Annotated in this window: 11 protein-coding genes and 1 tRNA gene; all 12 read right to left on the bottom strand. The window is 70.9% G+C overall.

The genetic code is table 11. The features are described 5' to 3' along the window. Positions 1-57: 57 nt before the first annotated feature. Positions 58-1851, bottom strand: a complete 1794-nt coding sequence (locus CLV30_RS03600) for a sulfatase (protein WP_106536055.1) — start codon at positions 1849-1851, stop codon at positions 58-60. A 320-nt stretch (positions 1852-2171) separates the two neighbouring features. Then, a tRNA-Ala gene (locus CLV30_RS03595) sits at positions 2172-2244 on the bottom strand. Positions 2245-2618: 374 nt separating this feature from the next. Beyond that, positions 2619-3254 (bottom strand): histidine phosphatase family protein, encoded by a 636-nt coding sequence (locus tag CLV30_RS03590; RefSeq protein WP_205740455.1) that lies wholly within the window; start codon positions 3252-3254, stop codon positions 2619-2621. Further along, a complete protein-coding gene (rsfS, locus tag CLV30_RS03585; protein WP_106535811.1) occupies positions 3251-3655 on the bottom strand; it encodes a ribosome silencing factor in 405 nt (134 codons plus the stop codon). The genes CLV30_RS03590 and rsfS overlap by 4 nt, the downstream gene beginning before the upstream one ends. A gap of 49 nt (positions 3656-3704) precedes the next feature. Then, a complete protein-coding gene (gene nadD / locus CLV30_RS03580; RefSeq protein ID WP_106535810.1) occupies positions 3705-4274 on the bottom strand; it encodes a nicotinate-nucleotide adenylyltransferase in 570 nt (189 codons plus the stop codon). A 54-nt stretch (positions 4275-4328) separates the two neighbouring features. After that, positions 4329-4475, bottom strand: coding sequence for a hypothetical protein (locus tag CLV30_RS26225; protein WP_165358439.1), 147 nt, complete (start codon positions 4473-4475; stop codon positions 4329-4331). 27 nt (positions 4476-4502) lie between these two features. Beyond that, positions 4503-5762 (bottom strand): glutamate-5-semialdehyde dehydrogenase, encoded by a 1260-nt coding sequence (locus tag CLV30_RS03575; RefSeq protein WP_106535809.1) that lies wholly within the window; start codon positions 5760-5762, stop codon positions 4503-4505. A 60-nt stretch (positions 5763-5822) separates the two neighbouring features. Beyond that, a complete protein-coding gene (gene proB, locus CLV30_RS03570) occupies positions 5823-6956 on the bottom strand; it encodes a glutamate 5-kinase (RefSeq protein WP_106535808.1) in 1134 nt (377 codons plus the stop codon). A gap of 154 nt (positions 6957-7110) precedes the next feature. Then, entirely contained in the window at positions 7111-8454 is a 1344-nt protein-coding gene (obgE, locus tag CLV30_RS03565) for a GTPase ObgE (RefSeq protein WP_106536054.1), read from the bottom strand. 121 nt (positions 8455-8575) lie between these two features. Further along, positions 8576-8833: a 50S ribosomal protein L27 gene (rpmA, locus tag CLV30_RS03560; protein ID WP_106535807.1), complete on the bottom strand. Its 258-nt coding sequence runs from the start codon at positions 8831-8833 to the stop codon at positions 8576-8578. 14 nt (positions 8834-8847) lie between these two features. Beyond that, complete coding sequence (rplU, locus tag CLV30_RS03555) at positions 8848-9159, bottom strand: 50S ribosomal protein L21 (protein ID WP_106535806.1); 312 nt, start codon at positions 9157-9159, stop codon at positions 8848-8850. Positions 9160-9365: 206 nt separating this feature from the next. After that, on the bottom strand, positions 9366-12845 hold the full coding sequence (locus CLV30_RS03550; protein ID WP_106535805.1) for an Rne/Rng family ribonuclease: 3480 nt from the start codon (positions 12843-12845) through the stop codon (positions 9366-9368). Position 12846: the final 1 nt, after the last annotated feature.

Here is a 12846-nt window from a genome sequence, read left to right as displayed (position 1 = left end):
GCCGAGCACGAAGATCGTCAGGTGTACAGCGTCGAGCGCGACGCCGCCGGACAGTCTCTAAGAGTCGGTGCTGGTCGGATCGAGCGCCGTAAGCTCCTCGGCGATGGCGTGCACCGTCGGCCACGGCAGCACGCCAATGGCCAGAGCGGCGGCACGGTACAGGGACAGATCCGCAGCGATCCTCGCCACCGGACCCGTGGAGACCTGTGGTGCGTGCCGGGCCAGGACCTCCGCCGCCGGCGGATGCGCGAGCAGGTCGGCCAATGGTGAGTGGACGCTGTACCCGCCGTCCGGGAAATCCGCCGCAGCGGGTGGGGGTGCAGCGGCGCTCACGGCGCGCTCGTAGTGGGCCGCGGCGAGGAGATGGGCGCCCGTGATCGGCCCGTCGGTCGGCAGTCCGAGCCGTTCGTACTGGCTCACCGGCGCGTCGTTGGCCCGCATCAGCTCGACGAGTGCGACAGCCATCCGCAATTCGAGTTCGTCGTCGACGAGCGGCGCCTTCTGCTGCGGGTCATGGCGCAGATCGAACAGCAGCGTGCCGAAGGCATACGGGTTGGTGGCGCTGTGTCCGGGCACCCTGAGCGGCCGCACGCCCTTGGTGAAATCGAACGGCGCGACGAGCTCGGCCGGACGGAGCTCCTCGGGCGCGAAGTGTCCACGCATGTGCGTAGGCATGAGCGTGTGCTCGAACAGAGGCGTGTTGGACTCGGACACCGGCGACCGCATGTACACGTAACGACCGTCGGTCACACTGACGTGGCCGCCGAAGGCCCCGAACAGGCCGAAATCGCGTACGGGAGTGTCGTCGGCAACCGTGTCGGCGAGTGGAACCCCCTGAACGTCATCCGGGATGGTGACGCCGAAGAAGTCCAGCACGGTGGGCGCCAGGTCGATGGTCTGCACCAGACTCGTCCGGTGCTCGCCGGCCACCCGCGAACGCGGATCCCACATGAACAGGGGCGTGTGGATCGTTTCGTCGTACCAGGGAGGCGCGGCCTTGCCCCACCATTCGTGCTCACCCAACAGGAAACCGTGGTCGGTGCAGACGATGAGCATCGTGTCGTCCCACAGCGAGAGCTCGTCCATCAGATCGAGCACGCGACCCAGCGAGTCGTCGCACATGCTCAGCAGTGCCGCGTACCGGTTGGTCACGTGCGCCACCGTGGCGTCGTCCTCAAGAACCTGCTGGTAGTCAGGCCAATCATGGTCCGGGCCGGAATAGTCCTCCGGGTACAGCTTGTGGAAGTCGGGATGGCTGAAAAAGGGCTCGTGCGGGTCGAACGTCTCGATCTGCACCATCCAGCCGTCCTCACCGGCATTGGTTCGGATGAACTCGCAACCGGCGTCGAAGGTACGCGTCTGCGGGTGCGAGACGAGGTCGTCCATGTACCGGCGGTTGATCAGATCCTGGCGCCATTGGCGGTGCCGATCGACCCTGAGGGTCTCCGGGATGTCCGGGCCCGCCACGCAGCCCTTCCAGGGATCGCCCTCCTGCCCGCGGACCAGCTCGAACGTGCTGTATCGGGGATGGTACGTCGCACCCCCGTCCTCCCAGTAATGCTGATGGTCCGTGGCGAGGTGCGTGTGCACACCCGCCTGTTTCAGCAGTTCCGGCATCGAATCGTCGTACGGTTCGAGCGGTCCCCAACTTCGGTGGAGGAAGTTGTACCGCCCGGTGTGAAGCTCGCGCCTGGCTGGAGCGCAGGGCATCGAGCCGGCGTAACAGTTGTCGAAGGCTGCCGACCGCTCAGCCAGGCGGCTGAAGTTCGGCGCACGGACCCAATCCTCGCCGCCGTAAGGGGGAAGGTAACGCCGGTTGAGACTGTCGAACATCACCACGATGGTCTTCATGAACCAGAATCCCTCCCATTCCCACCCCGCGACACTGGTCGGCGGGCGTACGGCACGACCGATCGGCGACCTGCGGCACACGTCGCCGTGCGTCGACGAACCAGACAGCCGAGCGGGTGACCATGACGGCCGAGCGGGTGACGTGTCGTTGCGTCACAGTAGACGTACGCGGCTCTGAGCGTCAACAGCGCGTCGTGATGGAGACCCGGAGGGCTTCACAACGAACAAAACAACGGGAGCCCGGCCGCTGGCCGAACTCCCGCTCCGATACGAACGATGACCCGACACATCCCTGAACGATGTCCCGACTCATCACATTGTGGAGCTGAGGGGACTCGAACCCCTGACCCCCTCCATGCCATGGAGGTGCGCTACCAGCTGCGCCACAGCCCCGTGCGAACGGCTCCGCTAGCTTAGCCGACACCTGCCCCGAGTTCATAATCGGGCGAGTTGCCTCATCCACGATGCCCGTGTGGGGCGAGTCGCGACCGCGCAAGCGGCGGGAGCCGGTGCGCCGTATGGCGACGAGGCGGTCGAGTTTGTCAGCCCGCCGCCGGGCGACGCTGGATGGTCCGACAGGCAGACGGTCTTCGTTCTCGTGCGATGACACAGCTGGCAACGATCGCCTCCTGTGTCACCACCTTGCAACGCGGCACCGATCCTGCCGGTGACCTGACGGGCCGCGGCCCGACGTCCAGGCTGTCGCGCAGCCCGGCAGGGTCCGTGCGCGGCCCTCGGCCCGCTCCGACGCCGCTCGCCGTCGCGGATCAGCCCTCTTCGATGACCACCGGCGGAGGCAGCGTGCCGGCGTTGTGCTCCACCAGGATCCACCCGTCGTCGCCCTCCCGGAGCATCGACCACGAGCAGTTCGACAGCCCGCCGATGTTGGTGAACCGGTGCAGCGGCATCCCGATCAGCGCCGCGATGCCCAGCCGGGCCGCGCCGCCGTGCGACGTCACCACCGCCAGGCCGTCCTCCGGCAGCCGCGCCGCCGCGTCCACGACCGCCGCGAACATCCGCTCGGCGACCTCTTGGCGGGTCTCGCCGCCGCCGACACGCAGCAGCGGGTCACCGGCGCGAAAAGCCTTGTAGTCGTCCGGCCAGCGCTCGGCGATCTGCGCGGTCGTGCAGCCCTGCCACTCGCCGGCGTACGTCTCGCGCAGCCGCGGGTCGAGCTCGACGTCCAGCCCGACCAGCCGGGCGAGCGCCGACGTGGTGTCCTGCGCACGCTGCAGGTCCGACGAGACCAGCGTGTCCGGCTCCAGCGCGGCGAGCCGGGCGGCCGCCTCCTGCGCCTGCTCGCGGCCGAGCTCGTCCAGAGCGACGTCGGTCTGGCCCTGGAACCGGCCCGCGGCGTTCCACTCCGTCCGGCCGTGCCTCCAGAGCACGACGCGGCGGCTCACTCCTCGTCTCCGGCGGCACCGTCCCCGTCCCGGCCGACGTTGACGTCGTCGGGCAGCGTGATGGTCGGGCAGTCCTTCCACAGCCGCTCGAGGGCGTAGAAGACGCGGTCTTCGGCGTGCTGAACGTGGACGACGACGTCGACGTAGTCGAGCAGGACCCACCGGCCCTCGCGCTCGCCCTCACGCCGGACCGGCTTGGCGTCGAGGCCACGCAACCGCTCCTCGATGGCGTCGACGATGGAGCGCACCTGCCGGTCGTTGGCGGCCGAGCACACGAGGAACGTGTCGGTGATGGCCAGCTGGTCGGACACGTCGAACGCGACGATGTCGTCCGCCAGCTTGTCGGCGGCGGCCCGGGCGGCCGACACCGTGAGCTCTACAGCGCGATCGGTTGCGGTCAAGGGTGACGTCCCTCTCTTCGTACAGCGCGTGTCGTGTGACCCTAGCGTCTCACGAGCCGGAGTAGAGGCCTCGCTTGTTGATGTACTGCACGATGCCGTCGGGCACGAGGTACCAGATCGGCTCTCCGCCCATGACGCGGTCGCGGCACTCGCTGGACGAGATGGCCAGTGCCGGCACCTCCACCAGGGTGATCTTGCCCTCGGGCAGCCCGGCGTCGGACAGCTCGTGCCCCGGCCTGGTGCAGCCCACGAAGTGCGCGAGCTGGAACATCTCGTCGTGGTCGCGCCAGGAGAGGATCTGCTCGAGCGCGTCCGCCCCGGTGATGAAGTACAGGTCGGTGTCGTCACCGCGCTGGGCACGCAGGTCGCGCAGGGTGTCGACGGTGTAGGTCACGCCCGGCCGGTCGATGTCGACCCGGCTGACCGAGAACGACGGGTTGGACGCCGTCGCGATGACCGTCATGAGGTAGCGGTCTTCCGCGGCGGTGACCTTGCGCTCGCCCTTCTGCCACGGCTGCCCGGTGGGCACGAACACGACCTCGTCCAGGCCGAACCAGTGTCGGACCTCGCTGGCGGCGACCAGGTGACCGTGGTGGATCGGATCGAACGTGCCGCCCATGACACCCAGCCGTCTGCGATTGCTCACCGGCGACACCGTAGTCCGACGACACGCTCAGGCGTGCGGGCGGCCCTTGCCGAACGACAGCGTGACGAACAACAGCGTCATCAAGATGACGAACGCGCTGATGCCCCACCCCCAGGCCGGGAAACCACCTTCCTCGCCATGGGTCTGCTCAGCCAGCCGCACAACCGTGTCCATGGCTCCGCAGCCTATCTCAAGGCGCCGTCAGCCTCGGACGTGCCCTTCCCCGGTCACGACGTAGGTGGTTGTGGTGAGTTCCGGCAGCCCCATCGGCCCGCGCGCGTGCAGCTTCTGCGTCGAGATGCCGATCTCGGCACCGAAGCCGAGCTGCTCGCCGTCGGTGAACCGGGTGGAGGCGTTGACCATGACGGCCGCGGAGTCCGTCGTCGCCGTGAACCGACGCGACGCCGCGAGCGAGCGGGTGACGATCGCCTCGGTGTGACCGCTGCCCCAGGTGCGGATGTGCGCCACCGCGTCGTCGAGCGAGTCGACGACCGCGACCGCGATGTCCAGGGACAGGTACTCCGCCGCCCAGTCGTCGTCGGTCGCCGCGACGACGTCGGCGTCGTACGCGCGTACCCGGTCGTCGCCGTGCACCGTGACGCCGGCGGTGCGCAGCGCGCTCAGCGCGTCCGGCAGGAACCGCGCGGCGACGTCGGCGTGCACCAGCAGCGTCTCGGCGGCGTTGCACACGCTGGGCCGTTGCGTCTTCGCGTTGAGCACGATCTGCAGAGCCTGCGCCAGGTCGGCGTCGGCGTCGACGTAGACGTGGCAGTTGCCCACGCCGGTCTCGATGACCGGCACCGTGGACTCCTCGACGACGCTGCGGATCAGCCCGGCGCCGCCGCGCGGGACGAGCACGTCCACCAGTCCGCGCGCCCGCATCAGCTGCTTGGCCGGCTCGTGCCCCTCGCCGCGCACCAGCTGGACGGCCTCGGCCGGCAGCCCGGCCGTCTGCGCCGCGGCGGCCAGGACCTCGACGACGGCGGCGTTCGACGACGCCGCGCTGGACGACCCGCGTAGCAGCACCGCGTTGCCGCTCTTCAGGGCCAGCCCTGCGGCGTCGGCCGTGACGTTGGGCCGCGCCTCGTAGATGATGCCGACCACGCCCATGGGCACCCGGCGCTGGCTGACCTGCAGCCCGTTCGGCAGCGCGTACCCGCGCACGACCTCGCCGACCGGGTCCGGCAGCCCGGCGACCTGACGCAGGCCGCCGGCCATCCCGGTGATCCGTGCCTCGTCCAGGCGCAGCCGGTCGATGATCGCCTCACTGGTGCCGTTCTCTCGCGCGCGTGCGACGTCGGCGTCGTTCGCGGCGGTGATGGCGCTGGTGTGCACCTCCAGCGCGTCGGCCATGGCCAGCAGCGCGGCGTCCTTCTCGGCGCGAGTTCGCACCGCGAGGTCGGCGGCCGCGACCCGCGCACGCCGGCCCAGCTCGGGCACCGGGATCGTCACGTCGTCCATGCCGTTCAGTCTACGGCCGCGTCCACGGCGACGAGGTGGCCCCTGGGTCCGCCGTCGCCGTCAGCGGCGGCCGCGTCTGAGCAGCACCATGTCGTCACGGTGCACGACCTCGCGTTCGTAGGCGGCGCCGAGCTCACGGGCGAGATCCTTGGTCGAGCGGCCCAGTAACGCCGGCAGCTCGGAGGCGTCGAAGTTCACGACGCCGCGGGCGAGGACCGCGCCGTCGCCGTCGAGCAGGTCGACCGGATCGCCGGCCGTGAAGTCGCCGGCCACGTCGGTGATGCCCGCCGGCAGCAGCGAGGCGCCACGTTCGACGACCGCGCGGACGGCGCCGTCGTCCAGGACGAGCGTGCCGCGGCCGTCGGTGGCGTACTCCAGCCACAGCAGGCGGGTCGAGCGCCGCGCCGCGCGCCGGTGGAACCAGGTCCCGACCTTGTCGCCGGCCAGCACCGCCGGCGCCTGCGGCGCGGACGTGAGCACCACGTCGATGCCCGACCCGGTCGCGATCGCCGCCGCCTCGACCTTCGTCTGCATGCCGCCACTGCCCAGCCCGGAGCGGCCGGTCGCGCCGACATCCAGCCCGTCCAGCTCGTCGACGCTGTGCACGTCGGTGATCGCGGACGCCTCGCCGCGGTGCGGGTCGCCGTCGTAGAGCGCGTCGACGTCGGACAGCAGGACCAGCAGATCGGCGTGGACGAGCTGCGCCACCAGCGCGGCGAGCCGGTCGTTGTCGCCGAAGCGGATCTCGTGAGTGGCGACCGTGTCGTTCTCGTTCACGATCGGCACCACCCCGAGCGCGAGCAGCTTGTGCAGCGTGCGGTAGGCGTTGCGGTAGTGCGCGCGCCGCGTGACGTCGTCGACGGTCAGCAGCACCTGCCCGACCTGACGTCCGTGCGCGGCGAACTCGGTGGTGTAGTTCGCCATCAGCAGGCCCTGCCCGACGCTGGCGGCCGCCTGCTGGCGGGCAAGGTCGCGCGGGCGGGCGGGCATGCCCAGCGGCGCGAGGCCCGCGGCGATGGCACCAGACGACACGAGGACGACGTCACGCCCGGCGGCACGCACCTTGGCGAGCGAGTCGACCAGTGCCGCGACCCGGGAGTCGTCGATGCCGCCGCGGGTCGTCGTCAGCGACGACGAGCCGATCTTGACGACGACCCGCTCCGCTTCGGTGATCGCCGTCCGGTCCGCGCCCATGCCCGTGTCCTCGCCTTTCGTGCCTCGTGTCCCCAGAACGATACTCCGCCCACGCCTCCCCCTCCGCCCATGATCATCGGCACTTTCCCGCCCATATGGCGACTAAGTGCCGATGATCATCGGGACGGGGGACGGGGACGGGGAGCGCCGCGGCTCACTCCAGCCGTGGGTCGCTGCCTCGCCGGCCCAGCAGCTCCGAGCCCGCGTGCATGCTCGGCTCCCAGTCGAACACGACCGCGTCCTCGCCGCCGATGACGACCTCGTCTCCGGGTTCGGCGCCGGCCTTGACCAGCTCGTCCTCCACACCGAGCCGGGCGAGCCGGTCGGCCAGATAGCCGACGGCCTCGTCGTTGCTGAAGTCCGTCTGCTGGATCCAGCGCTCCGGCTTGACGCCGCGTACCCGGAACCGCTCGCCCTCGCGGGTGACGGTGAACCCGTCGTCGTCGACCGCCTCCGGACGCAGCACCAGCCTCGTCGGCTCGGCTGCCGGCGCGGCCGCCCGGGCATCGCTGACCAGCGACGCCATCGCGAACGACAGCTCACGCAGACCGTCGCCGGTGACCGCGGAGATGGGGAACACCCGCCAGCCCATGGCCTCGATGTCCGCGCGCACCATCTCGGCCAGCTCCCGCGCGTCCGGCACGTCCACCTTGTTCAGCGCCACCAGCCGCGGCCGGTCGTCCAGGCCGCCGTGGCGCTCCAGCTCGGCCTCGATGACCTGGATGTCGTGCACCGGATCCCGCCCGGACTCCGGGGTGGCGCCGTCGACGACGTGCACCAGCGCCTTGCAGCGTTCGACGTGGCGCAGGAACTCGTGGCCCAGGCCGCGCCCCTCGCTCGCCCCCTCGATCAGGCCGGGAACGTCGGCGACGGTGAAGCGGACGTCACCGGCCTCGACGACGCCGAGGTTCGGCGTCAGCGTGGTGAACGGGTAGTCGGCGATCTTCGGCCGCGCGGCCGACATCGCGGCGATCAGGCTCGACTTGCCGGCGCTGGGGAACCCGACAAGACCCACGTCGGCGACGCTCTTCAGCTCCAGGACGATGTCGCTCGCCTGCCCGGGCTCGCCGAGCAGCGCGAACCCCGGCGCGCGGCGGCGCTTGGTCGCCAGCGCGGCGTTGCCGAGCCCGCCGCGGCCGCCCTGGGCGATCACCAGCCGCGTCCCGGAACCGACCAGGTCGGCGATGGGCCGGCCGTCCCGGCCGGTGACGACGGTGCCGTCCGGGACGGCGAGCACGATGTCGTCGCCGTCCGCGCCGTTGCGCATGCTGCCCTCGCCGGGCGCGCCGTTACCCGCCCGGCGGTGCGGCCGGCGATGGTAGTCGAGCAGTGTCGTCACGCCGGGATCGACGACGAGCACGATGTCGCCGCCACGTCCCCCGTTACCGCCGTCGGGGCCGCCCAGCGGCTTGAACTTCTCGCGGTGTACGGACACGCAGCCGTGCCCACCGGAGCCGGCCGCCAGATGCAGCACGACACGATCGACGAACGTCGGAATCGCCATCGTCGCACCTCATTCCTTCATCATGTGCCGCTGGTGCCCGGCACGGGTCACACGCAAAAGGCGGGCCGGTCAGCACGACCGGCCCGCCCTGCGCTGATTCGCGTGTCGCGCGGGGTCATTCCCCCGCGGGGACGATGTTCACGACCTTGCGCCCGCGCTTCACGCCGAAGGCGACCTCGCCGGGCGAGCGCGCGAACAGCGTGTCGTCCTTGCCCCGGCCGACGTTGTCGCCGGGGTGGAAGTGTGTGCCGCGCTGGCGGACGATGATCTCGCCGGCGCCGACGACCTGGCCACCGAAGCGCTTCACGCCGAGCCGCTGTGCGTTGGAGTCGCGCCCGTTCTTACTGGACGAGGCGCCCTTCTTGTGAGCCATGTGGTGGTTCCTGCCTACTTCGTCTCGATACCGGTGACCTTGACCTGGGTGTACCGCTGGCGGTGCCCCTGGCGCCGCCGGTACCCGGTCTTGTTCTTGTACCGGAGGATGGTGACCTTCGGGCCCTTCGTGTCGCCGACGATCTCCGCGTTGACGGACACGCCCGCGAGCTTCTGCGCGTCGGAGGTCACCGTCTCGCCGTCGACGAGCAGTACCGCCGGAAGCGTGACCGTGGCGCCGACCTCGCCGTCGAGCCGGTCGACGTCGATGATGTCTCCGACGGAGACCTTCTTCTGGTTACCGCCGCTGCGGACGATCGCGTACACCGCGGACTCACTCTCTCACTCGGGCTTTGCGGGCGCGCATGCCCCACGAGATGCGGGCACGCGGTTGGGGCGCAGGTCGCGCCGACGGTCTAGGGTACGGAATGCGGCATCGCCTGGTCAAACCAGCATCACTTTCCCGTTGATCATCAACGATCCGCCGCGCCAGGACGGGGCGAACCGTTGATGATCATGCGCACGGAAGTGGTTCACACCGGCGCCGCGACGGAGTCGTCGGCCTTCCCGCCGCCGTCGTCGCCGGCATCGGGCTGACTCTCCGGGCGTCCCGCCGGGCGCTGCGCACGACGGCGGGTGCGGCGACGCGGTTGCCCCGAACCCGCCGCAGCCTCGTCGTTCGAACCGGACGCCGTGGCCGGCTCCGCCGCCGGCGACGTGCCGTTCGTGGCCGGCGTGCCGTCGACGGACGCGGCAGCCGTACCAGCGCTCGTGTCTGTGCTCGTACCGTCACCGCCGCCGGCGCTGCTGGTGCTCTCGCCGTTGCCGGTGCCGTTCTCCTGCCCGGCGATCGGCATCAGGTCCGCCGGAGAGGCCTCCCCCGGCTCCGCCGACGCCTCGAGCTTCGGCGCCGCGGGCTCGGCCGGCGGCTTGTCGTTCTGCTCGCTCTTACGCTTGCGGTTGCGCTTGTCGGACTTGCCCGAACGTCCCGACGACCCGCCCGAGCCACCCGATCCGGACGAGCCGCCCGAATCGGAGCCGCCGGAGTCGACCGGGTGCGAGTGCACCACGAGCCCGCGTCCCTTGCAGTGCGGACAGGACTCGCTGAACGCCTCGAGCAGGCCGGTGCCGATGCGCTTGCGGGTCATCTGCACCAGACCGAGCGACGTCACCTCGGCGACCTGGTGCTTCGTGCGGTCGCGTCCGAGGCACTCGACCAGCCGCCGCAACACCAGGTCACGGTTGGCCTCGAGCACCATGTCGATGAAGTCGATGACGACGATGCCGCCGATGTCGCGCAGCCGAAGCTGGCGCACGATCTCTTCGGCCGCTTCGAGGTTGTTACGGGTGACCGTCTCCTCGAGGTTGCCACCGGAGCCGGTGAACTTGCCCGTGTTGACGTCGACGACGGTCATCGCCTCGGTCCGGTCGATGATCAGCGACCCGCCACTGGGCAACCACACCTTGCGATCCATCGCCTTGGTGATCTGCTCGTCGATCCGGTACGCGGCGAAGACGTCGCCGGGTCCGGTCCAGCGCTCCACCCGCTCACGCAGCGACGACGCGACGTGCGTGACGTACTCGTCGATCGTGTCCCACGCGCGGTCGCCGGAGACGACGAGCTTGGTGAAGTCCTCGTTGAACAGGTCCCGGACCACCTTGATGGCCAGGTCCGGCTCGCCGTGCAACAACGCCGGAGCGTTGCCGTTGGACTTCTTGCTGATCGCCTCCCACTCGGCCTGCAGCCGCGAGACGTCGTTGGTCAGCGCCTCTTCGGAGGCACCTTCGGCCGCCGTCCGCACGATGACGCCGGCGTCCTCGGGAACGACCTGCTTGAGGATCTTCTTCAGCCGGCTGCGTTCGGTGTCCGGCAGCTTGCGGCTGATGCCGTTCATCGAACCGCCGGGGACGTAGACGACGTACCGGCCCGGAAGGCTGACCTGTCCGGTGAGCCGCGCGCCCTTGTGCCCGATGGGGTCCTTGGTCACCTGCACGAGCACCGACTGCCCGGACTTGAGCACGTCCTCGATGCGCTTCGAACCGTCCGTCTTGCCCATCGACGACCAGTCGACCTCACCGGCGTACAGCACGGCGTTGCGGCCGCGGCCGATGTCGACGAACGCCGCCTCCATCGCGGGCAGCACGTTCTGCACCCGGCCGAGGTAGACGTTGCCGATCAGCGACTGCTGCGACGCCCGGCTGACGTAGTGCTCGACCAGCACGTCGTCCTCGAGCACGCCGATCTGGGTCAGGTCGCCGGACTGGCGTACCGCCATCACCCGGTCGACGGCCTCCCTGCGGGCGAGGAACTCGGACTCGGACAGGATCGGCGGCCGGCGACGTCCGGCCTCGCGGCCCTCACGCCGGCGTTGCTTCTTCGCCTCGAGCCGGGTCGAACCCTTGACCGAGGTGACCTCGTCCTCGGCTTCACGTTGGTCACGGACCCGCACGACCGTGTTCGGCGGGTCGTCGGGGCGCGTCTCCTCGGAGTCGGACTCGCTCTTGCGGCGGCGACGACGCCGACGCCGGCGGTTGCCACCACCCTCACCGTCGTCGTCGCTGTCGGTGTCGCCGTCGGCGTCACCACCTCGGCCGTCGGGCCGCTCGCTGTCGGCCTTGTCCGGGCCGGTGGAGTCGTCGGCTCGCGGCGTGTCCTCGTCGCCGGCGGACTCGTCACCGTCGGCATCGGCCGAGTCGTCGCTGCGGCGCCGGCGGCCGCGACCGCCTCTGCGGCGGCGCTTCCGGCGGGTCCCCTCACCGTCGTCGCTCTCGTCGGTCTCGCTCGCGGTTGCCGTGCCGGACGTCGCCTCACCCTCGGAGTCCTCGGTGTCCTCCGCATCGTCGACCGCGTCGTCGGCCGGCGCCGGCGGAGCGGACGAGGTCGGCGCGGCGGGGGTCGCGGCAGCCGGGTCGGGCGGGGCGAACAGCGGCGTGGTGTCGAATGCCGGCGGCGGCTGGAACAGTACCGAACCGGCGGCCTCGGCCTCGGGCTGTCGCGACCCGGCGGCGGGGCCGGCGGGCTCGTCCGGGAAGCCGCCACTCGGAGCCGGCTCCGTGACGTCGGCGGTCGGCGACTCGCTCTGCGGCACGGCTGCGGACGCGTCCGCAGCCGTGTCCGTGCCCGTCGACGCGTCCGTGCCGGTCGTGGCCGTGCCGGTCGTGGCCGTGCCGGTCGTGGCCGTGCCGGTCGTGGCCGTGCCGGTCTTGGACCGGCTGCGACCACCGCGGTTGCGGGACCTGGCCGACGGGGCCGGCGCCCCCTCCGTCGACTCGGCCGTGACGTCGATCGACTCGGGCGCCGACGCGGGCGGGGCTGCCGTGTCCGATTCCGCGGCCGGGGTCTCCGGCTCGGCGGTCTTCGCGGCGCTCGTCCGGCGTGTGTCGGCGGTCTTTTTGGCCGTCGACTTCGTCGCGGTCGTCTTCTTGGCGGTGGTCTTCTTCGCGGTGCTCTTGTTGGCCGTGCTCTTCTTGGCGGTCGCCTGATCGGCGGCCGCCTGCTCGCCCGTCGCCTGCTCCCCCGTCGCCTGCTCGGCGCCGGATTTTCCGGTGGTGGCCTTCTTGGCGGTGGATTTGCCGGCGGACTTCCTGGTGGCGGTCTTCTTGGCCGGAGCCTTCGACGACGGTGCGGCGGCCTCGCCGTCGTCGTCACCGGAGGCCGCGGCCGACACGCCCGGCTCCGCCGGTTCGGCCGCAGCGCTCTCCGCCGTCGTCGCCTTCGTGGCGGTCTTCGCCGCGGTGGACTTCTTCGCCGTGGCCTTCGCCGCCGTCGTCTTCTTGGCGGTGGTCTTCTTCGCCGCGGTCTTCTTGGCCGTAGCCTTCACCGGCGCGGCAGTGGCCTCGCCTCCGTCGGCGGCGTCACTACCGGTGTCGGCCGTGGGCACACCGTCCTCGACCGGGGGGCCTGCGGCGCGGCTGGCAGCTCGACGCCGCTTGGCCGGCGCCTGACGCTCGTCGGCGGCGGCCTCCACCGCCGAGCTGGTATCGCCTGCCGAGCCGTTGTTCTCTTCCTGCATG

Origin of the sequence: Haloactinopolyspora alba (assembly GCF_003014555.1) — a bacterium.
Taxonomy (GTDB): Bacteria; Actinomycetota; Actinomycetes; order Jiangellales; family Jiangellaceae; genus Haloactinopolyspora; species Haloactinopolyspora alba.
The sequence above is the reverse complement of the archived record's forward strand: the minus strand, read 5'-3'. Positions and strand labels throughout refer to the sequence as shown.

Bases quoted from the DNA above. Each gene is read 5' to 3' on its own strand.
- CLV30_RS03600 (WP_106536055.1), bottom strand. From the start codon at position 1,851: ATGAAGACCATCGTGGTGATGTTCGACAGTCTCAACCGGCGTTACCTT.
- nadD (WP_106535810.1), bottom strand. From the start codon at position 4,274: ATGGGCGGCACGTTCGATCCGATCCACCACGGTCACCTGGTCGCCGCC.
- CLV30_RS26225 (WP_165358439.1), bottom strand. From the start codon at position 4,475: ATGGACACGGTTGTGCGGCTGGCTGAGCAGACCCATGGCGAGGAAGGT.
- CLV30_RS03575 (WP_106535809.1), bottom strand. From the start codon at position 5,762: ATGGACGACGTGACGATCCCGGTGCCCGAGCTGGGCCGGCGTGCGCGG.
- proB (WP_106535808.1), bottom strand. From the start codon at position 6,956: ATGGGCGCGGACCGGACGGCGATCACCGAAGCGGAGCGGGTCGTCGTC.
- rpmA (WP_106535807.1), bottom strand. From the start codon at position 8,833: ATGGCTCACAAGAAGGGCGCCTCGTCCAGTAAGAACGGGCGCGACTCC.
- CLV30_RS03550 (WP_106535805.1), bottom strand. From the start codon at position 12,845: ATGCAGGAAGAGAACAACGGCTCGGCAGGCGATACCAGCTCGGCGGTG.